At 68.6% G+C, this 23,328-nt stretch carries 1 protein-coding gene (only partly in view); it reads left to right on the top strand.

Features of this window, described 5'->3' with window-relative positions; genetic code table 11:
- The first annotated feature begins 24 nt into the window (after positions 1 to 24).
- Positions 25 to 23,328 carry the 5' portion of a hypothetical protein gene (locus tag ACGFI8_RS29965; protein WP_392809986.1) on the top strand. 22,266 nt of this gene lie beyond the right edge of the window, so only the first 23,304 of its 45,570 coding nucleotides appear in the window; it begins with the start codon at positions 25 to 27; its stop codon lies off the right edge, out of view.

The raw sequence follows: 23,328 nt of genomic DNA, 5'->3' as shown, positions 1-23,328 counted from the left end.
CGTTGCGGGAAGGAGGCGCCGACTGTGGGTCTTAAGCTGCCGGACAAGTATGCCAACTTCCTGTACTACTTCACTGGGGAGCAGTGGCCTGGTACGGATGAGGCCAAGCTGTCCAGGCTGAGCAACGCGCTGGACTCGGCGTCGAAGTCGCTGTCGGAGTCGCTGCCTGTGCTGGCTGCGGCGGTGCGCCGGACCCGCGACGGTTTGGGGGGCAAGTCCAAGGACGCGTTCCTGGCCAGCATGGACAGCTATGTCAAGACGCCGGGGTACATCACCACCTCCTCTACGCATCTGGGCAACGTGTCCAAGACGATGGCGGACTCGTCGACGCAGGTGCAGTACCAGAAGATGCAGATCCACGCTGCGACCGCGCAGATGGTCGGCGAGTTGGTGTTCGCCTTCTGGTATGCGCTGTGGAATCCGATCGGGGCCATGACGTGGCTGGCGCTGCGGCTGGCGATCTTCCGGTTCGTGATCCGGAACGTGTTCGCCAGGCTGCTTTTGGGGGCGGTGCTGGCGGCCGGGAACCAGGCGGTGACCCAGGGTCTGATGGACCTGGTCGTCCAGAAGATCCAGATCTTGCTGGGCAACCGCAACGGGTTCGACGAGGAGCAGTTCTGGCGGTCGGTGCGCGACGGCACCATCGCCGGCGTCGTCATGGCCGCCCTCGGTCCCGCCTTCCACGGCTTCGGCGAGCTGCTGGCCAAGGCCAACAAGCCGAACCGCATTCCGTTGCCCAAACCCCATGAGGTCACCCGGACCCCGGTACCGGACCTGACCCCGTCGCGGATCCCCGACCCGGTGCCCTCGCCGAAACCGTCGCGGATCCCGGACCCGGTGCCCTCGCCGAAACCGTCGCGGGTTCCCCCGCCGATCCCTTCGCCTGAGGTCGCCCAGCCGAACTGGTTGCAGCGGCAAGTCACCAACTCACCGCTGCTCGTCAGCGGGATCGGCGGGGAGATCGTCGGCGAGGTCGTCGCCGAAGGCACCGTCGGCGTCGTCAACCAGCAAGGCTTCCAGGTCAGCGGTGGCACCGCCAGCTCGGCCGCGTTCAGCGCAGGCAGCAATCGAGGCGCGGAAAACGCCGGCGAACACCTCAACCACATGCTCTCCGCCCACACCCCGCCGCCCCACACCACCCACAGCAGCACAACACCCCCACCCACCACCCCCACATCAACCACCCTTACACCAACCACCCCCGACCACTCCCAACCAGCGGACATCCCAGTCCCTACCACCACCCACACCACAACCACGCCCGGTACAACCACGCCCGGTACAACCACGCCCACCACAACCAGGCTCACCACAACCATGCCCACCGACACCGGCGGCACCGGCACCACCACCCCCGGTGCGACGATCCCGGCCCACTCCACCACCCAGATGGACAATCCGTTCGCCGACACACACATCGACGACGTGCGGTGGAACCCCTCGTTCACCCACACCGACGGCTCCGACACCGCCTCCATCCTCTCCTCCGGCTCCTCGCACTACACCGACACCTCTTCCCTCCCCGGCCAGGACAGGCGGGGCGACGCATGGTCACCCAACCCCATCACCGCAGCCGCCACGCCACCCGCAACCACACCCGCCACGCCACCCGCAACCACACCCGCCACGTCGCCGGGCAATACACCCGCCACGTCGCCGGGCAATACGCACGCCACCTCGCCGGGCAATACGCACGCCACCTCGCCGGGTCAGACGCCCGGCATGCCACCGGCTAGATCCGGCTCGGAGAGCACCACGCCGGCCAGGACACCAACCAGCGTCGACACCTCCCTGACCGCCACCGACCGATGGTGGTCAAGCCGGGCCACCGACACCGCAGAGCCGCCCACAGCGGACACCGTCACCGCCGTCACGGCCGGATCCCCCGACCGGACCAGCCCAACCGGCACATTCACCGCCACCAGCACAGCCAGCAGCCCCACCCCCGCCGCCACAGCCAGCCGCACACCCGGCCCGACCCCCGCCGCCACGGCCAGCACCACTGGCACAACCGCTGGCACAACCTCTGGCGTGAAGTCGGGCACGACCTCCAGCACGACCTCCAGTACGGTGCCGTCCCACGACGTCGATTCCTCCGGCAGGTCGTCGATCGACGTGGACGCCTCCTCGGTATCCGGGCAGGCATTCCCGGGGGTCCAGGTGCTCGCGGTGGACGCCAAGGGCGGCTCGGTGGTGCTGGACGGTCGGGGCGATGCCGGTCGGGGCGATGCCGGTACGCCCGGCAGGCCGGGCACGCCGGTTGCGGTGAGCGGTGCGGATGTCCATTTCGGCGTCTCGGCGGAGGTGCCGGCGGTGTCCGGGGCGGTGGACACGGTCGGGGCGAGCGGCCCGCAGCCGGCGGTCGCCGGCCACGTGCCCGGGGTGCCCGGGCCTGTTGATGCGGCGGGCGGTCCGGATCATGTGGTGGGCGGTTGGGCGGTGCACGACCGGCCGGTGGAGCTGTCCGCGGCGGGTACCGGCTGGGTGCTGGGGTCCGACGGCTGGTATGCGGCGCAGCACGACGGTGGTCTCACGGCCGGGCTGGACGTCGGCGGTCACGAGCTGAGCATCGACGTGCCCGCGGGTTCGAAGGCGGTCTTCGACGGTGCGGGTGAGCTGCAGCTGGTGGTGACACCGGACGGGGTCAGCCACGATCGGGGTCTTGACGGCCAGTGGTCCCGGCCGCGGGAGAACCCCGGTGAGATCCGGATGGAGAAGCTCCCCGACGGGGTGCAGCTTCGGTTGGCTGATGAGAAGACCGCGGTGCTGAAGCCCGGCAGCGAGGTGGTGCGTGATCAGGTCACCGGCGACCCGGTTGCGTACCGTGGCAAGGTTTCGGTTGATGGGGTGGAGTTGGGGTTCCACACGTTCGTCAAGGTTGAGGGTACGGCCGAGGGTGGGGTGTGGGCGCAGATCCCGTCGGCGGTCAAGCCGGTGGAGTTCGAGGCGTGGCTGGCGGGTGCGAACCGGTCGTATGAGGCGGCCCGGTTGTTGTATGACGTTGCTGCCCGCTCGGATCTGGGTGCGCTCAGCGATGCGGTGTTGCGGGACATGCTGCTGCACGGTACGGGCGACGATGCGATGGCGGCGATCTACGAGGCGGTGTACCGGGCCAAGGGTGTGCATCTGCGGTGGACCCAGATCGCGGCGGCGAACGCGTTCGGTGAGGGCAAGTTCGTGCAGATGGCGGCCGGTGAGGGCAAGTCGTGGCTGTTCTTCGTGGACGCCGCGCGGCAGGCCGCGCAGAACGGCGGCCAGGCCGTTCAGGTGATCACGACGCGGAGTAACCTGGCCGACCGCGAGTTCGAGCGGTTCCGCAGCCATCTGGAACCGTTCGGGTTTGACGTGGTGCGGATGAACCCGGACAAGGTTGTCGCGCCGGTGCAGGGCAGGCCGACCATCTATGTCGGTACGCATCAGGACGTGGGGTTCGCCGCGTTGAAGGGCAACCCGATCCCGGGGAAGATCGCCTCCATCGACGAGGTCGACGAGGCGCTGCGGTACGCGAACACCAGCTACATCCTCAGCGACGGTGCGCGCGGGCCGGCCACGCAGGACACCGTGACGGCGGTCCACCGGGCCAAGGACTTCCTGGCCCGCCACCTGGGCAGCGGGCGGCTCGGCCCGGAGGATTTCGGCCGGCAGCCGGATCAGCGTGGTGGGCCGGCCGGGTTGACCGAGGCCGGGCAGCGTAAGGTCGCCGACCTGCTGGGACTGGACCGGGTGTTGACGGAGGCGGAGCGTAAGCACCTGGACATGGCCGCGACCGCTCACTGGGAGTACCACGAGAACATTCATTACGCCGTGCACGACGGCAGTATCTACATCATCGACCAGGCGACTCATGACGTGTTGTACGACCCGGAGACGTCGACCGAGTCGCGGTGGAACGGTGGCCTGGCGCAGGCGATCGAGGCCAAGCACGGCCTGGCGTTGCGCGCGGATACGGAGACGTCGAAGAGTATCAGCGCGAAGGAGTTGTACAACGGCGACCGGTACGACCGGGTGACCGGCGCCTCGGGTACCGCGGCCGGGCACGGGCAGTTCTTCCACGACGAGCTCAAGCTTTCCGGCGAGGTTGAGGAGATCCAGCGGTACTACACGTCGCAGTTGGTGACCGCGGACGACCGGGTGAGTCCGGAGCTCGGGGCGAAGCTTGCCGATATCGCCGATGACACCCGGCAGATGCAGCAGGAGGGTGGTAGCCGGCAGCCGCAGCTGATCCTCGCGCACCGTAACGACCTGGTCGCGGACGTGTCGAAGTTGTTGACCGAGCGCGGCGTGGAGCACACGGCGATCGACGCGAAGTGGTTCCTGGAGCAGGGTGTGCACCGGGCGGAGGCGTTCGCGAAGGTCATCGACGAGGCCGGTGACCTCGGCAAGGTGCTTGTGATCAATATGCAGGGTGCGCGTGGTGTGGATATCGGGCTCAGCGCGGCGGCCAAGCAGCATGGTGGTCTGCAGGTGCGGGTCACTGCCCGGTCCGGGATGTCGCGGGACATCGATATTCAGGCGGAGAACCGGGCGGCCCGTAGCGGCGAGCCCGGCAGTGTGCAGTACTACCTGTCGCCCGACGACGACCTGTTCCAGCTCACCCACAACGAGAACGTCCAGCTCGCGATCGTGCGGTACGAGCACGCCGCCGAGGCGGTCGAGGCGGCCCAGATGGAGGGGGAGACGCCACCGCCGGAGGCGTTGGCGGAGCTCGACGACGCGGCACGAGGGGTCCGGGACCTGGTAGCCGACCTGCAGGACGACATCGCCGAGCGGATGGGGATGCACCAATCCAACCAGCCCAACGCCCCGCCCGGGCCAGACGCAGCGCCGGTACAGCCGACACACACCGTCGACCTGCAAGACGAGCGCCCGCCGCCCGAAACGCCACCCGCCGCGTACGACAGCATCGACGAACACACCGCCAAAACGGTGTCGTTCGACGACATCGATTCCTTCGACGCTTTGTCGATCAACTCGGACGCCTCCGCGGCAACCAGCCAGGCCCTGTTCGACTTCTCCGACGACGGTTCGTCGGTATACGCGAACACCCCCGCCGCGACCAGCGTGGACTCCTTCGACAACACCTACCCGGCACACTGGTCGATCAACTCGGACGCCTCAGCGACATCCAGCCAGGCCCTCTCCGACTTCTCCGACACCGAATTCTCCGACACCTCCTCCGTGCTCACCTCCGACCCCTCGGACTACTCCGACACCTCCTCCGTCCGCGACCACAACCCATTGGGCGACCAGTGGTGGTCAGACCCCACCTCGGCGACGACCACGACAGACCAGAGCACAGCACCCGGCGTCACCACTACCACCGCCAACCCCACCGCTGCGGCCGGTGTCAACGACGCTGCCCGCAGCGGCACGCCCGCCGATGAGGTGGGGTTTGTGCGGACCACCGCCGGCGAGGTGCGGCAGGCCCTGAACGCCGGCAGTCCGGGCGGGCGGGGGTTCGTCGCGATCGAAGGCGAACCCGGTCATGTGCTCAACGCCATGCGTCTGGAGACGGGGACGGTGTTCGTCGACGGGCAGGTCGGCCGCCTGTACGACAGCCTCGCAGACGACGCCGAGGTCCTGTTCCTGCCGCTCACCGATGGGCTCACCGTCGACGGTGAGCCAGTGCGCGGGGAGGGGCTGACCGCAAAGAAAGCGGCCGGTGCCGGCTTCGAGGCCGAGACCCGGACCATCCTGAAGGTGCCCTACCGCGACGAGGAGCGTGTCTGGGGGCTGGGTCCCCTCGTCCTGGGCCCAGACGTCAAGATCGTTGTGGATCGCTCCGGGAATCGTTGGATCGCAGAGGTGGTGTCGCTGCCGACGGCCGTGTCGCCGCTCGAGACCCGAAAAGCACGGGTCGACACCGCGCTGGAGTCCGCGCGCGTCGCGATCGCGGCGCTGCGAGCGGGGGCAGACAAGACGCTGGCCAAGGCGTTCGAGAATCAGCCGGGTTTTTACGTCCAACCGGACGCAGAAGGAATCGTGATCGGTCCTCAGGACAATACCCCCGTAGAGGGCCGCGACCCTGAAAGCGACCTCGAACCCCAGTACACGGTCGGGGTGCCGGTGGCCGGGATCCGGGAGCTGCTCGCATATGCGGCGAGGGAAGCCCAAAATCCGCACCCCGTCGCCGAATATGGCAGGAAGCAGGTGCGCGACGCGCTGAACTTCGCCGACGAGATCGTGGCTGAGTACCACGGACGCCCGGCAACTGTCCAGGATCCGCAAAGACGTGACCTGGAAGCGGACGCCCTGTCCGGTTTCCTCGCCCTCGCGTACACGCAGACCGCCGCGATCATCGCCGGTGCGCTCACTAGGGGGAACCTTCCGAAGAACTTCACCATCGCCGCCGTGCGGACCGCGCTGTATGCGGTCCGTGCGGCGCTGCCACCGCCGGTGCGGGCCTACGTCGAAACACAGGCAAAACACCTGATCACCCGGCTCCTCCGCCACTACGAGAAGCGCAACTCGGAGTGGTTGCTGACGGAGGACTTCGAGCCTGGCGAGGAGGATCTGCGCGACCTTGATGCCCGGGTGCCGGAGGACGTCCAGGAATTCACCGTGGGCCAATACCTGGGCAGTACCTTCGGGACGTCCAACGATCTGATCGACCAGCGTCAGGCGTTGGAGATTCGTACCCACATGAAGACTCTCGACACGGAACTGCCCGCCATGCCGCTGGTCGTCGTCGAACTGCGCGCGCATGGTCCGCAGTTCGTCAGCGTCGACACGTTGGCGCAGCAGTACGGCGAGCTGGTGGACCGGGCGGGGTCGGTGATGCGCGGGGTCGAGGAAGTCCAGGCCGGAGCTATCGAGGAGGAGCGGGCCAGAGCGGAGGAGCAGGCCGCGGACGCGGCTCTGCTTGACCGGCCGACTGGTTCGAACACTGAGCCCCCCATCGCCCCGGCCAGTCCGGGTCGTCTGTTCGCCGGTCCGAGCCGCGTGGTCCTGGGACCGCGGGGCACCCGTGAGCTGGCCGACGTGGGGCTGGGCCGGATAGCGTACGTCAACCCGTTGCGGAAGCGGCGCGGGGACTTCCTGACCAACTGTGTGCTGGCCGCGATCGGCACCGACATGACGTTGCAGGACACGGAGGGGTTCAGCTATCAGGTGCCGCCGTCCGGCCCGCTCACCCTGAACGATCTGGTCACCTACGCCAACGACCCCGCCCGTAGCGGCAGGCCCGCCGATGAGGTGGGGTCTGTGCAAGCGCCCGCACCCGGCGATACGCCGCAGGGCAGCGGCAGGGAAAAGCGCGGGAAATGGCGTCTTCGTTGGACAGGCACATCGAGTTCCAGGAAACGGGCGAACAGCGATGTGCCGCTGTCGGACGAGGGGACGACGGCGCCGGCTGGCGCGCCGGCTGGCCCGAGCGAGCCGGCCTCCAAGGCAAAGAGCCAGGCAACGAGTTCCGGATCGTTGGCGAAAATACGGCGGATCAAGCTCGGCGGGCATCGCATCACCAACAACCTGACCAGACTCATCGGCCGCTTCCGCAAGGCCCCCCATCAGATCCCCCCTGTGGACCAGGCAACAGGTCACGGAGATGAAGGACTAGCGAAGCCCGAAGACCAACCCGCGAGCATCAAAGCGCTGCCGGGGGCTGCGGAGAATGCTGTTGCCGTTTCGTCGAAGAAATCCGATGGAGCTGGGCGGCCGATATCCCTTGAGCAGGAGGAGACGCCCCGGGCGTGGGCCAATTCGGCGGCCGCTGAGCGGGCTCAACGGCCGCCGCAGGGGTCGGGTGCGCGGCCGGCGACCATTGACGATCTTCCTCCCGGTGGTGCTGTCGTCGGTTATGTGCAGATGGTTGAACCCGGCAACGTGTCCGTGCCGAAGCCGGGTCCCGCTGCCAATGCAGAGCCGCCGCGGCCGACGCCCGCGCCACCGACGTTTGTTGGCTCGGGCGGGGCCGGCGGGGTGATCAGCAACAGCGGCGGTACGACCCAGACGGTGCTGGAGCCGAAGCCGAGCACGGACACGACCGAGGTGTCGCACACCGCGACGGACACCGCGGCCCACGACGCACCGGCGACGACGACGCAGACCGTGGACACCACGGCCGTGGAGAACACCGAGCGTTTTCCGGGTCGCGGGGTACGCCTGGGCGAGGCCGAGCAGCCGACCGTCCTGCCCGAGCATTCGGCCGTCGAGGCCGGTACCGCCACACCGGCCGACGGCGGTGATCAGGCGGCACCGGCGCAGGCGAAGCCGGCCCCGAGCCAGCCGGCGGCCCCGAACTGGGCGCAGACAGGGTTCGATCGGGCCGATCAACGGTTCCGGGACAGCCTTCGGCAGGCTGGTCAGCCGGAGCGGGCGTTGACCGTGGAGCAGTACATCCGCGAGGTCCGCACCGGGGTACCCACGCGGGTGCGGCCTGCTGACCCGGCCGGCGAGCCGCCGGTGACGACGCTGTCCGGTCAGGCGGCCGCCAAGCGGATGCAGCAGCAGGAGGTGCCACCGGCCGGCGAGCGCCGGCTGACACCGAACGAGCGGGCCCGTGTCGCCATTGCCAGCGACTTGCGCCGGCAGCAACTGCGGGCGATGCGGCGGCAGCGCCTCGCGGCGCAGACGACTCTGCCCAGCAAAGCCGCGGCCGGGCTGGCAGCCCGCCGGACCCAGGCCGAGGCGAACTTCGCCGCGGACGAGGCGGCGTACCAGGCGCAGGCGCGGGCGGCGAACCGGCGGGCCAAGCCGTTGTCGCTGGCTGAACACGTCCGCCGGATCCTGGTCGGCGTCGATGTGCGGGCCAATCGCGCTGCCGCCGGGGGCGTACCGCCGGTCGGCCGGCACCGCCTGACACCGCAGGAGCGAGCCGAGATCAGGCTGGCCAGGCGCCTGCGGGCTGCGCACAGACGGTCCGGCGGCGCAGATGTCACGGCGCAGGTCCGGGAGAACATCGAACGGAACACGGCGGCGTTCGCGGCGCAGGACGAGCGGCGACGCACCGCGTACGCCGCGCAGATCGAGCGGATCTCCGCTGGCCTCGATCCGGATCTGAGCGTCAGCATCCGGGACGACGCTGTGGTGCTGTACCGGGGGAGTGCGCCGGCCCGGCAGGTGACCGGCGGGTCACCGCACCGAAGCGTCGTCGTTGTCGATGAATCGGTCGGTGACGCGGCGGCGGTCCGGCGGTTCCTGGAAGGTCTGCCGGCGGACTTCACGGCGCGCCCGGTCACCGTAGTGCTCAACTGGACGCCCCAGCCGGGCTCGGCACGGCGATGGCGGACACTGGCCGACCGGCTTCTGGACGGCATCGGTCAGCAGACCGCGCTGGTGGTACCCGCGGGCGCGCTCACCGGGCCGTACAGGCGCGATTCCCGCGTTGAGGCTGTTGATCATCTCAATCGGCCGACGTTCCACGAGTTCGCCGACCAGTTCTACGTCCATCCGTCCAGTGCACCCGCTCCGGCCCGTGCCCCGTTCGGGCTCCAGCCCGGGGACACCCCGGGGACCTACCAGCTGCACTACGGCTGGCAGATCGAGCAGACCCCGGCCGGCCTGAGTGTCCATCCCGCATCGGTGGCCCCCGAGCGGAACGGCCGGGGCGATACGGGAACCGGCCCGGTCATCCACGTTCACGCGCAGGGAGCGCGGATGCCCGCCGCGGTGCGGGTGCAGATCGACCGGATCATGGCGCAACAGCCCGACTGGGCCCAGCCACGGCTGATCGAGCACGGTATCGATGCGGGCCTCACCGGGTTGACCAACGGGCTTGATCCGGGGTACCGGATCGCCCGGGTGCCCGGGGGCATCGTGTTGTTCGGCGGGGCCGCGACGCCGACGCCCGAGTCGCTCGCCGAAGCGGTCCCGGCCCCGGGCACCGGGTTGTCCGTGCTGGTCGACCCGTCGGTGCGTGACATGCAGGTGGTCCGGCGGTTCCTGCAAGGGCTTCGCCGGGTGCCGGGCGGGGTGACGGTGCGGATGGGCCGGCCGGGCTCGACGATGCGCCCGGGCCGGGCCGAGCGGTTGGCCGCCTGGCTCGCCCGAGGACTGCCCAACCAGATCGATCTTGTCCTGCCGCGTGGCGCCTTCGCCGCCGTGCCGCGACTCGATGGTCGTTTCGTCGGCCTGGGCGACGACGGCCGCGACACCCTGCCCGCGTTGGCGCGGTACGTCCGCGTGCGACCGGTCGAGGCCCCGATGGCGGTACCGCACGGACTCGAACCGGTCGGTGGTCGTCCGGGAGCGTTCGCGATGCCCGCCGTGCCGGGCTGGTTGCTGGAAGAGACGACCAGAGGGGTGTGGCTGCATCCGATCGGTGCCGCTGCCCCTGCGGTACCGCCGGGCAGGTCCGACCAACCACATGTCGTCATCGGCGGCGCGGGCGTGCCGATCCCGGCCGAGGTATACGAGCTGCTGCTGTCCGAGATCCGGGCGCTGGTGCCCACAGACGTACCCGTGATCGTCAACCTCGACCCGAACCTCGACCCGGCCCCGGTGGCGGTGGCGGATGACCTGAAGGTCCAGACTCTGCCGGGCGGGCGGCTGCTGTACCGGGGGAACGAGGTCCGCGTCCCGGCGCACCTGCGGGGCCAACTGGCACGGCCCGGCAGCCTCGCCCTCACGGTGGTCGGCTCGATCGCCGGCGGTGCCGTGAACCGCTACCTGGCCGGGGTGCGGGACACCGACCACCGCTCGATCGAGTTGCGCCTGCCCGCGGCCCGGCCGCGTACCGTGGACCGGCTGCTCACGCATGCCCGTCGCATGCTGGGCGGCATTCCCGACGCGGCGCTCTTCGTGCCCGCCGCGGACGTGGCCGGGCCGGTCGCACCCGACCCGCAGGTCGTCCCGGTCGACGCGTACGGCCGGCGCACCCTGCCGGCACTGGCCGTCGGCTACCACGTCCTGCCGCCCGACCAGGCGACGCCATCGCCCGCACCAGAGCACACCCGGATCGATCTGGGCGCCGGCTGGTTCCTGGAGCACACCGGCGACCGCACTGCCTGGGCGCACCCCGGGCACGGCCCCGCCGTGCTGGCCGCACTGCACGAGAGCCTGCCCGGTACCGCCGCGCCGCGCCTGGCCATCGACGCGAGTACCCCGATGCCGGCGTCGGTGCGCACCCGCCTGGCTGAACTGGCAACAGGCCTGGACACCGTCGTGGTACCCGGCCCGGCCACCCCGGCCCGAAACGACCTGCCGCCTCCGGGCATGCTGGCCGTCCCCGCGGCCCCCGGCGTGTACGTCCTGCCCGGCTCCGCGCCGGCCGCCACCGAAGCGGTGCAGCGGGCCTTCGCCGCCGGTACCGACCTGGCCGAGCAGGTGGACCCGGCAACCACCATGCTCGTCATCGACGGTGCGATCGACCCCGCCTCGGGCACCGTACAGACCCCGTACGGCCCGGCGAGCGACATCGACCTCGTCAGGACCCTGCTGACGATGCCCGGCGGCATGCCGGACATCGTGGTCTTCACCGATCCGGCGGCGACGGTGGCCAGCCCGGACCGGCCCTCGGTCGTCGAGACGATGGCCGGACGGGTGCCGGGCACCGTTGCCGCGCCGACCGCCGCGGTCGAAATCGGCGCAGGGTGGCGGCTGATCGCGGGGGGTGCCGACGCGCCGCGTGCCGCGTTCGGCGCGGCGGACCTCGCGAGCGCCCCCGGCGCCTGGTGGGTGTCGGCCGGCCGCCGCACCTTGGGGTCCACCGGACCAGTGTTCGAACTGCCGTTGCGGCCGAGTGCAGACCCGTCCGAGCCCGTATCGGAGCAGGCGACCGTCGACCAGCCACCATCGCAGATCGTGGCTGTCGACACGATCGAGGCTGAGACGACGGCGGGATCCGAGCCGGAGGCAGCGCCGGTCGACCCTGCACGCCTCATCGGCCCGCCGCGGGCGGCCCTGAGCGATGACGCGGTGCCGGCGGGCGCCGGGTCGGCCGGCGACGCCAGCCGGGCATCCCGGGATACCGACGCGTCGACCGAGCCATCGTCGGTCTTTGATTCCCTCAGTAGCGGGGGAGAGGACCTTCCGGCCCCGAGCACCGATCCGACCAGTGTCGACCCGCTGGAACCGGGGCTGAAGGACAAGCAGGAGCAGGTTTCGTGGTCCGGCTGGCAGGTGTTGGAGTCCGATCAGACACTGAGCGCTGCCGCCGCCGCGAAGCTCTCCGATCTCGGGCTGCACGCGGTGGCCGCAGAGCCGGGCGACACCGTGTACCAGATCGTGGCCGCGCAGGCCGCGGTATACATGGGCGACGACGCGATTCGCACGGCGGTCACCGCACCGGCCGGGGTGTGGGCTGGACTTGTCGGCCAGGTCCTTACCCAGGACCGGAAGGAGCGAGCGCCAGACTGGCCCCTGCTCGGGCTGACCGCGCCGGACGCGGACACGGTCACGAAGATCAACGACTGGATCGCCGTCGGCCTCCCGCTGGACGCGATCCCCCCGGCGCTGAGCCAGGGTGCGGCGCAGGACGCCGACAGCATCGAGGTGGTCCTGAACGCGGTGGCGGTCACGCTGCTCACCGACATCCAGCTGGTGCGCCATGACGGACAGGTCGTCGTGTTCGCGCCGCGGCCGCCCGGCCAGGCGCCCGACCAGTCGCCCGGCGCCGGCGACCGGCCGATGGTGACGATCGTGCGGGACGCGCGTGGCGTGCTGGGCACCGCGCCGGCCAAGGCGCTGCCGGCGTTGCTGTCCGTCGCCGGCGCGGGCCGGGTGGCCCGGCTCGTGGAGAGTTCCGAGCCGGTCGGCCTGCTCAACGACGCGGATCTGCTGCGCGACGCCGGCCCGTTCCTGGCCGGCCTGTCCGGCCTGAACGACCTCCGTCTCCCGCCGGTCGCCGAATTGGCCGACAACCTCCAGCGGGCGGTCCAGGACAATGTTGCGGATCTGGCGGCTGGGCCCGGTCTGGGCGACACGATCAGCCGGGTACGAAAGGCCATCGCGGCCGAGGCGAAGCCGGTGCCGCTTGCCGGTGCCGCTCCGGTCTGGGTCGAGCGGCCCGCGCGCGCTGCGGACCCCAATCGTCTCAGCCCTTTCCAGAGCGAGTACCTCCACCGTCAGGGCCGCGCCGCCGTGGCGGTACCGGCCGGCCCGGACGCCTTCTTCACCGCCCTGCAGGAGGCGGGCCGGCACGAGCAGGCGCGGTTGCTCGGACTCACCAACTGGAGCGCCACCGACCTGCGTGGGATGTTCGCCGCCTTGCTCCTTGCCGATCTGGCGGCGGCCGGCAACACCTGGCCGTTGATGGACTTCACGTCCAGCGAAATGCTTGCAGAGCACCGGACGGCGATCCTGTCCCTGCTGCGCGAGTTGGCCACGGCCGGTACACCGACCACGGGGGTGAACCCGGAACTCCTGCTGGCCCGGGCGGTCGCCGATGTCTTCGGGGTGCGGGTCGTGCTGGTGGGGCCCGACGGCGTCGCCGAGGTCGAGCCGTCGGGCTGGACGGGCGAGGGCGACCGGTCGTCGGTCCACTTGGTGGTCGGCGCGGACGGACACGTGATGCCGACCGTGCTGAACGATTCGGCGCCCGGCGGGGTGGTGACCTCGTCGCACAGCGACAGCGGGGATCAGCGTGGCAACGAGCAGCCGCCCCCACCGCTCACCGGCCAGGAACTCGCCGACATCCTGCATCCCTGGGATTTGCCGTTCGCCGGCGACGAGGGCGGCGGCGCGGACCCCGACCTGAGCGACGCTCTGGCACCCACGCCGCCGGCCGCTCCGGACCCGCCGGCGGCGCCGCCGGCTGCTCCGGACCCCCTGCCGGCGACCGAGTCCACCCCGCAGATCCATCGGCTGGCGGTCGGGATCGGAGTGGTGAAGTCGAAGTTGCCGCACACGAGGCAACTTGTCGACGAGCTGAAGCAACTGGCCGTCGAACATCACGTCCAGATGAGTGACGACCAGCAGCGGAACGACGAGGAGTGGAACGCGGTACCGCAGCGACTGCTGTCGAACTACCGGGCCATCTCCGCGGGCGGATTCATTCTGTCCATCGGCAACCTGGATGTACTGATCAAGTTGGAGGCCATCAATCCGCGCAAAGTGGTCTCGCCGGTCAAGAAGGAGGGCGAGTCCGATGGGGTGATCTCCAACGAGGTCATCCAGGGAACCTTCCAAACCGGCGGCTATAACGAGAGCACCTCCCACCAGGCCGGCGCGACGCGGGTGTCAGCCGCGCTCAATGCCTCCCTCGGCATTGCCCCCGGCGTGCTCAATGCGATGGGAATCGGTGTGTCGTTGGGCGGCACGGCCAACTCAGTCAGCCGCACTGGTTCCGCCGCCCTCGACGCCGAGGTCGGCCATGTGGAGGACACCCGGGGACCATCCACGTTGTACTCATTCGAGCCGCGGTGGTCCTTCCGGCCGATGGTGGCGGGTGGGGAGCAACAGCAGTTGACGCCGCCGGACGACGACCGGTTGCAGCTGTGGATCCCAGACCAATACCTTTCCGAGGCGCCGAAGGATGTCGTCCTCGCGCGGGAGGTGAAGGAGGAACTGGTCGGCAAGGTACCCCCGACATTCTTCGTCTCAGGCATCACCGGACTGCCGGCGCTGTACGAACAGATCTTGGAGAAGTTGAGCGCCGGCATGCGCTGGCGGCGCAGCCAGGTCGACACGGTTCGCCCCGACCTGATGCCGAAGACAGTGCCCACGCATCAGGTCAACACGATTCGCACCGAGTTGATGCAGAAGCTGTGGAACGTGGAGACCCACCTCGACACGGCGGTGAACTCGAGGGATGGGTACCGGTTCCTGCTGCACGATGCCGGCCAACCGGTCGCCCAAATCGTGATCCGTGGAACGCTGTACGCGCGCACCCGGCTCGGTGCGACCAGCAAGGTCGCGCACCTGGAGCGGGTCCGCACCGCGATCACTGCATACGGCACCGGCTTCACACTGGCGAACTCCAGTTCCGTGACGGGCACCATCAGCGCCGGTCCGGATGCGCCGGGGGTGGGACTGGGAGCCGCGATATACGCCGGGTGGAGCGCGACCAACACCGACGGCCTGTCGGCCAACCGGATCGGACTCTGGGTTGTGGTGTCCCGGTACGCCGGCTACACCTCGGCATACGAGGTCAAGCTTCATCTCGGCGCCCAGGTGTCGATCCGGAACGAGCCGGACCGCGAGCCCGACCAGACCCCCGACGTGCCGGTGACCGCGCTGCTGCGCGCGCCGGAGCGGGAGGCGTTCGAGCATGGGTTCCCGGTCGACCGTGAGGCACTGGTCAACCCACCCGCCAGTGGCAACTTGGCCGACGCCACGAGTGAGATCCGCTACGACAAGCCCGACCGACCGGTCAGTGACGTCGCCCCACCGCAACACGTCCTGGACAATCGCGGCCTCGGGCAGGGACTGGCCAATGTGGACCCAGGCGTGGCACAAGACCTGCGCGACTGGGTCGTCGAGGAACTCCGCCGGACCCGGTTCCTGCCACCCCATGCGGACTACCCGTTCGCTTACAAAACGCCACGACGGCCCGAGTGGCCCGTCCGGCCTGTGGCTCGCCCGAACGCGGCTCGCGAGGCTGCGGCTCGTCGGGCTGCGGCTCGCGAGGCTGCGGCTCGTCGGGCTGCCACTCGACGTGGTGCCGAAGAAGGCGTGCATGATGTCCAGAAAGCCGGCGAACGGGCCGCTCCGGAAAAGGCGCGACGACGGCTCGTGCGGCGCGACCGGGCCGCGGATCGCCGGGGTGTGGTTCGCCGAGCCGCGGCGCCACGTGGTGCCGAAGAAGGCCTCCGGGATGTCCGGGCGGCCGGCGAACGCGCCGCCCCCCAAAAGCTGCGGCGCAAGGCCGGCCGATCCCAGAGGCTGCGCAATCTCGACCTAGTGGACAAGATGGTCTCGAGGGCTGCTCTGGAGAGCCACTTCGACCAGACGCTACAGGACGGCGTGTCATTCACCGTGCGGCGCACGTTCGACGGCACGTACGACGGCAATATCGACAGCGCCCGGGTCACCATCCGGGCGCAACAGGATCTCACCAGTCTTGACCCCAAAAAGGCGCCACGCTTCATCCGGCGCACGGGCGAGTTCCACCTGGTCAACCTGTCGATGGGCCTGGACATTGCCGGGCAGAGCGCCGGCGGCAGCAAGACGTACAATCTCGGCGGCCGGCTTGGTCTGAAATTCAAACGCTTGCCCGAGGTGCAATTGCAGAACCTCGGCCTCAGCGCCGAGTACGGCTGGACGATGGGTGCCGAGGAGTCGGTCTCCACGATCGTCAACCGGCCGGAGCTACTGGAGTATCCGGGCGACCTCGACGAGTTCATGCTACCCACCACGTACACCGTCGAGATCGAGTATCACGGCAGCATTCCGATAGCGTCCCAGGAGTCACCAAAGATCTCGACCGATGTGCTTGTTCAGCTCGTCCCGCACTTCAACGCCAGCACGCCAGCAACTGACCATGGCGCTGGCGCAGCGCGGGACACCGACCAGGCTCCTGCCCCGCCGAAGGAGCCTGACCTGGTTGTTGGCGGTGGTGAGAACGCCGCTCAGGTCCCTGCGTCGGCCACCTCGTCCTCGTCGGAGGCGGTCTCCCTACCAGCCCTTCCCGGACGACCATCGGCGGAGTCGGCCCCCTCCAAGGGCACGACAAACGCTGGTGTGTTGGACCAGGCGGTGATCTACTACATCGACTCCACCGGCCTGCAACACGCGGCCCGGGAGGTACTACCTGAGTTCGGTGAGCCTGGCCACGTCAGCGACCAGCAGATTGTCAACTTCACCAGTCGTAACGCCGTCGCCGCCCATTTCCAGGAGATCCTGGCCGGGCAGTACTCAACCGACGCGCTGTTCAAGGGTGAGTTCATTTACGACAAGTATGGCGCGTTGAAGATCAACGCAAGCCTCTCGGGCTCTGAGTTCGCCGGGGCCACGACGGACAAGTACGTGCTCGGTCTGATCAAACTCGTGTTGGTCCAGGCATCCCAGAGTACGCGCACCGCCAAGGGGGCCACGGTGAACATGATCGATGTCCAGGCCGGCGGAGCCACCGGAATCGCTGGACCGGGCCTGAGCGGCGGATCAGGGGCCAGCAAGAGCTGGGCCACATCAGAGTCGAAGGGCATGCGGCAGACCGGCGGCAAGGAGTTCCTCGAACTCAACTTCCAGCGGGCCTACGCGTTCCGCACCACAGCGACCTTCGAGGTGAGCGGCTCGACCGAGAAGCGCGTGAAGGTATTGCCGGGCTTCCACAAGACCCGCAAGGCGGACCCGATCGAGGACCGTAGCGTCATCTATCTGTTGTCAGAACCGGACGCACTCGATGAGTACAGCAAAAATAACCTTGATATTCCGGACGTCCAACTGGCGGATGTGCTGTCCCGCTGGCGCTCTGGCGAGACGCCCCTGAACAGCTCTGTGATCGCCCGTGTGCTAATCCGTTGGCACGGCGGCAGAGTTGATGACGATCCGTATTCCATGACCCGTGCCGCTGCTGCCACGCGCCTCGGCTGGCTCCAGCGCAGCGGGTTCAGCCGGATCGAGGATGAGGCCGCCCTGCAGCAAATCCGTCTCAGGTTCAAAAAACAATTCATCAACAATCAACCAAAAGACCGGTCGAATGCAGCGAAGGAAGCCGAGGAAGAGCCGCCGCCGGTCCGGACGCCAACACACCTGAACGTCACCACGCTGACCAAGCCGGGATCAGCCGAGTCAGCGTGGGTTCCGCCATACCTAACGCGCAGAGGTGCACGCGCCGTCGGTCACGCCGGCGTGGACAGGCTCGATCTATACCGGACCGAGTTGTCCGGCCCCCCTGTGTATTGGGTGAGTGAGCCTGAGTCGCTTGGCGACATCGCGGCCAAGGTGCTCGGCGACCCCAAGCGATACCCCGAGATCTTGACTCTCAACCCCCTCCTCATCCTCAGCGACGAAGCGGCGACGCCTGCGCCAACCGGGACGACGGCGGCCCCCGAAGTCAAGTCGACGCATCCCGTTCAGGGCGAATCTCAGGTGGCCGGGACCTGGCTCGTGCTTCCCGCGGACGCTGAGGGCCCAGACGTTGTGTCGGGGGGATTGAGCCCGACCACGACTTTCGATGTCATCCACGAGGCGATCGAGGAGGCCGCGCCCGGCCTGCTGGGGGCCCACGGAATTGACAGTTTCAAGACGGCACAGGTCTGGTGGGCGTGGGGTAGAGGGCCCCGCACGACCATCGGGCGCCTGCAGGGCGGCGTGGACGCCCTGCAGGCAATCTTCGCCGGCCACCGTGACCAGCCGATGCTCGAGGAGATGCTCTCCGACAACGGATTGCGGTTCTACCTTGTAGATGCCAACGGATGGCTGGGGGCGCGCATCGTCCAGGTTGAGGTCAAGTTCACCCTCGTCGGCCAGGTCAACTACCTCGAGTTCGTCCCGGAGAGCGGCCTGGAAAATTATGGGCACGGGTACACCGAACTGAGTCGGGCCCGCGGCCGGGACGTCACGCAGTCAATCACGCCGGTGAGATTCGGCTTCAGCGGCGTGGGACCGCATCCGCCCTCCGGCCCCCAGCCGTCGCAGTTCGGCGGTGGCCCCAATCTGCAGTTCGCCAGCGGCCGGCACCGCAGCACGAAGCGAGCGGACGAGAACATCGTCGAGCAGACCGTGTACGACTGGGGTGGCTACCGCAAGGCGTTCATCGGCGTGACGCTCACCGTCCGGGCCGAGGTGCGCAAGATGGCCGGTCGCCCACTCAACAACGCGCTCATGGCGTTGTTCCGTCAGGGTTTCCAAGGCGGCCCGAACAGCCCGAACAGGGTCCACACGGCGAATGGCTCTCTGGTCCTGAAGATTCCGCGGTCGATCAGTGAAGCGAAACCATTGATTGGCCCGGCGCCGGTGCCGAACTACCTCCGGCTGCCCCCTCTGACAGGTGACTCATATGTGACCGCGGCCTTCCTGGATGACGCGTTGCCGACGGCCGAACGCGTTCTCCGCAAACTGCTGGGCAAGGAGGCCGATAGCAGCGAGTTCCGAACCAGCCTGTCGCTGCCCATGCTGCTGACCCGCACCCAGCTGGCCAACCACCTACCCAAAGCCCTAGGCGGTCCCGGCGCGTTGAACGGCGGGCGGTTCACACTGGCTCAGGATCTCTTCGTGCCAGGTCACTCCAGGTGGCGGGTCACGCTGACCATGACGGGTGAGCTTACTGACCTGTTGATCGTGGCGCCGCTGAAGGGGACCGGTACCGGTCGCTACGCGAAATTTCTGAGCACGAATTCGAGCAATGCGAGTACCGACCTGTGGGCACCAACGGTGGGCGCCGGGGTCAACGAGGGGGGGCCGATAGCGGTCGACGATATCGCTGCGCTGTCGGGTCCGTCCAGCATTACTGGAGACACCAGTGCCAACCGGAAGACCACCGAGAACCAGTCCCGCGGGATCTCCGACAACCCACGTCGTGAGCAGCACGTGAAGCAGCAGGGGCCGGTGTATCTGGTCCGGCTGCAAGGGCGGTTCTCCTTCGAGGGCGTCCTGACCGAGCACGGTCTGCTGAACTCTCCGAAATCCGTGGATTCGAATGTCAGTCCTGCGGTTACTGGCGAGGTCTATGTCGAAATGTTCGAGGAGGACGTGCAGGCATGGCGGGCTGAACTGGAGAGGTCCCGTGAACAGGCCAGCCGCAAGGACATAACGACGGCGTTGCCGCCGGTCGACGCGTCGGTGCCCCGGAAGGACCTGCGCGAGCGCGCCCAGGCATGGGCTCCTCTATCGCAGGACCAGTCCGCGGTGGGGGACGAGTCCGCGGCGCAAGACGAGTCCGTGGTGGGGGACAAGTCCGCGGTGGAGGACGAGTCCGTGGTGGGGGACGAGTCCGCAGCGCAAGACGAATCCGTGGTGGAGGACGAGTCCGTGGTGGAGGACGAGTCCGTGGCGCAAGACGAGTCCGTGGTGGCCCCCACGGCGAAAGCCCGGGCTGCGGTGAAAGCCCGGGCCGCGGCGAAAGCCCGGGCCGCGGCAGAAGCCCGGGCCGCGGCGAAATTCCGGGAAGAGAAGAGAATCCGGGCCCGCAAGAAAGCCCAGGCCGCGGCGGAAGCCCGGGCCGCGAAGGAAGCCCGGGCCGCGGTGGCCCGTACGGCGAAAGCCCGGGCCGCGGCGAACGCCCGGGCTACGGCGGAAGACCGGGCCGTAGCGGAACTGGCTGCCGAGTTGGCCGGCGAGTTGCCCGGCGAGTTGGCCGGTGCCCGCCGCCGGTGGCGTCGGCCGCCGGCGGTAGTCCGCGGCCACCGCCGGCTGAGAACGACCGCTGGGGCCCGAGCGGACCAGAACATCGACGACCCGCGCGACGTGCCGGCCGTCGTGCTCACGGTCGATCGGCGCGAGCCCAACGCTGATTACGCGGCTCGGATCCTTGACCGGGTGGCCCATCGCTTGTACCAGAACCATGGTATCCAGGCACGCACGGAGTCCGCCGACGCGTTCGGGCGGACCACCATGCGCTGGTTCGGGCCGGTGAAAGCCGCTGACATGGATATCCGTCGCCAGATCAACACGCCTCTAGAGGGCCAGCCGGGCCTCTGGAACCCACAGGGACGCCGCGCGCGCTGGACAGAGGATGGACCCGCCGAGGGCGTGGTATATGCCCAAGAAGTGGAGTTCGATCTGGACCTGCACCTGATGCGCGCCGCCGAGCTGAATGCGACTGCGTCCGACGTGGTCGACGAGTTGGTCCGCGGATTCCAGGCGGTTCAACGTGACCCCAGCCTCATCTATCTGCGCACCGATCAAGCGTGGCGCACGCACCTGACGTACACAGCCGTGGCGAATTGGGCCCTCGGTGAGCTGGGGTACTTCGGGGGGAACTTCGGGTTAGTCACCGGGTTGGGACTGGCGGTCCGGGAGGTTGACCGGGTCAGGGTGGCCGGTGCCGTCGTGCACATACTGACCCAGATCGCGCCGGAAGGCCAGTCCACGCCGGAAGGCCAGTCCACGCCGGAAGGCCAGTCCACGCCGGAAGGCCAGTCCACGCCGGAAGACCAGTCCACGCCGGAAGACCAGTCCACGGGGGGAGACCGGACGAAGCCTTCGCTCCTGAAGCGAGTCAGGGAGCTGGAAGAGGAATGGAAGGCTAGCGGTGCCAGGCCGGCCCAGCGCGATCAGGCGGCCGACATCGTGGATTTGCTCGTGAGCCTGATGAACGACGAGGCCGTGCGAGCCTTGGCAGGGCCGGGCTATGAGCTGGAACCGAGACCGACCGTGTACGCCATCATGGGTCTCGACCCGCTGTACATCGCCCGCAGTGTCGCATACCGCATGGGCGTCCATGTGCACTTGGAGTCGATGGATTCCACGCTGGGTGATACTGAGCGTGGTACCGAGCTGATCATTCACCGGATCGATCCGTCAGGCCGAGTGGACCGCATCGGCATAGGCGGGGAGCCGGAGCCATGGCAGGCAGCCGTCCAACGGCTGCTCGACGACCTGGAGCTGGAGAGTCATCCGCGAGAGGAGATTGACGGCCAGACGCTACCTGAGATTGTCCGCTGGCTTCTAAACAGCCCCCATGGCGGACATCGGCTCGAAGAATTGCACCGCGACTCGTGGACCCGGCAGGAGACATTCCACCAGGCCGTGAACGGCTACATATTTTCGTGGGAGGGAGCCGTCCAACGGCTGCTCGACGACCTGGAGCTGGAAGGTCATCCGCTAGAGGAGGATGTCCGCAGGCTTCTAGACAGCCCCGAGGGCCCACAGCAGCTCGAAGCACTGTACCGCGACTCGTGGACTCGGCAGGAGACATTCCGCCAGGCCGTGCAGGAGCTCATAAATTCCACTCCGCAGCAGGCCGCCAGCGCCCCGGCCGTGCCGTTGGTGGAGGCTTCGTTTGAGCCGTTGGTGGAGGCTTCGGCCGCGCCGTTGGTGGAGGCTCCGGCCGCGCCGTTGGTGGAGGCTCCGGCCGCGCCGTTGGTGGAGGCTTCGTTTGAGCCGTTGGTGGAGGCTCCGGCCGCGCCGTTGGTGGAGGCTCCGATTGAGCCGCCGGTGGAGGCTTCGTTTGAGCCTCCACTGGCGGTCCTGGCTGCGTCTCCAACGAGCGCCGCCGGCATCAGGCTGCAGGAGCGCGGCCGGCACATTGTGGCCCACGAACCCATGAGCTGGTTCGAGGCGGTCTTGCGGCCGACCGGACCCACCGACGAGACTCGCGTCTTCGGTGGGGTGACCGAGACAGCACTGCGCCGCCGCTTGCTCAACGAACTGAGTAGGGCCTATCCGAATCAGTTCGGCGAGTGGTTCCCAAGCAGGTTTATCGACGCTGGTCCAATCTTCGAGGAGACGGGACAACTCGAACAGTCGTCGGCCCTGGATGAGCTGCTCGCATTCACGCCGGAGGTGCTCGGGGTGCGGGTCGTCATCCTTGGCCCCGACGGCGACGAGGCCGTGTCCGGGCTACCTGATGGCTCTACGATTTACCTCTACCAGCCTAACCCCGCAGTCCATCAGTACTATCCCGCCCCGAGCCGACCGCATGTACCGGCCCACCTGGCCGACGCCCGCGATCTGGTCGCCCAGATGGACGAGCTGCAGGAGGCGCAAGTGCGGGGCTTGGGGCGCAGCCCCCGGACCGTGCCCAACAACGGTGACTCCTGGTTCGCGGCGCTTGTTTTGGCGGCCGCCGATCAGCCCAACCACGTCGTGACCCGCACCATTTCCGACTGGCGGGCGATCGATTTTCGCCGGGCCATCGCAGATCTGCTCGATGAGCTGCCCCAAACCGTCGATGTCATGGAACGGAATATGGGCAGCGACGAATACGGCCGGATGCGCCGGGCGTTGGACCGCGCCGGGTGGTGGGACGACGCCCTGTTCGAGCCTCTGCTCAGGTATCTGCCCGGGATCCTGGAATTCCGGATGACGATCGTCGAGGGTGACGGAAACCTGAGCAAGTACGGGGAGATGGACAGTCCAGGGGCACCTGAGCTGTTCCTGGCCCGGACACGGCAAGGTTTTCTGCCCCTTGTGCGGGACCAGGGTGCAGTCTCCCGACGGGGCTCGCGCCTGTTCAGCGTGGGCACGGCCGGCCCCCGCCGCCGTGGCTCCAGCTTCGTCGCCCCGGGCAGCATGTTCGCTGAGATCCAGCAGGACGTCGGCCCGCAGTCCATGCAGTACCTGCAGGACGATGCGGCCGAGGTCATTCGGCGCGTCGCCCTGCGCCTGCCGAGACGTGGCGAGTTGGTTCGCTTTGTCGACCCGGGGGAGGCCGGGGCGCGGCAATTCCTGATCATGCGCCCCTGGCGGCAGATCGAATTCCTGTTCAGCGATGGGGGGATGGCCGTAAACCTCGTCGCCGAGGCGCTGCTGCGGAACGGCTACGACGCGGCCGAAAAATTCGCCGCGCAGCGACTGGTCCTGCCTGAGTCCATCCCGCCGGTTCGCGAGGATTGGCCTGTGCCG

It is taken from the genome of Dactylosporangium sp. NPDC048998, from assembly GCF_043197855.1.
In the GTDB taxonomy this organism is placed as follows: Bacteria; Actinomycetota; Actinomycetes; order Mycobacteriales; family Micromonosporaceae; genus Dactylosporangium.
This window is presented reverse-complemented; position numbering and strand designations above follow the sequence as displayed.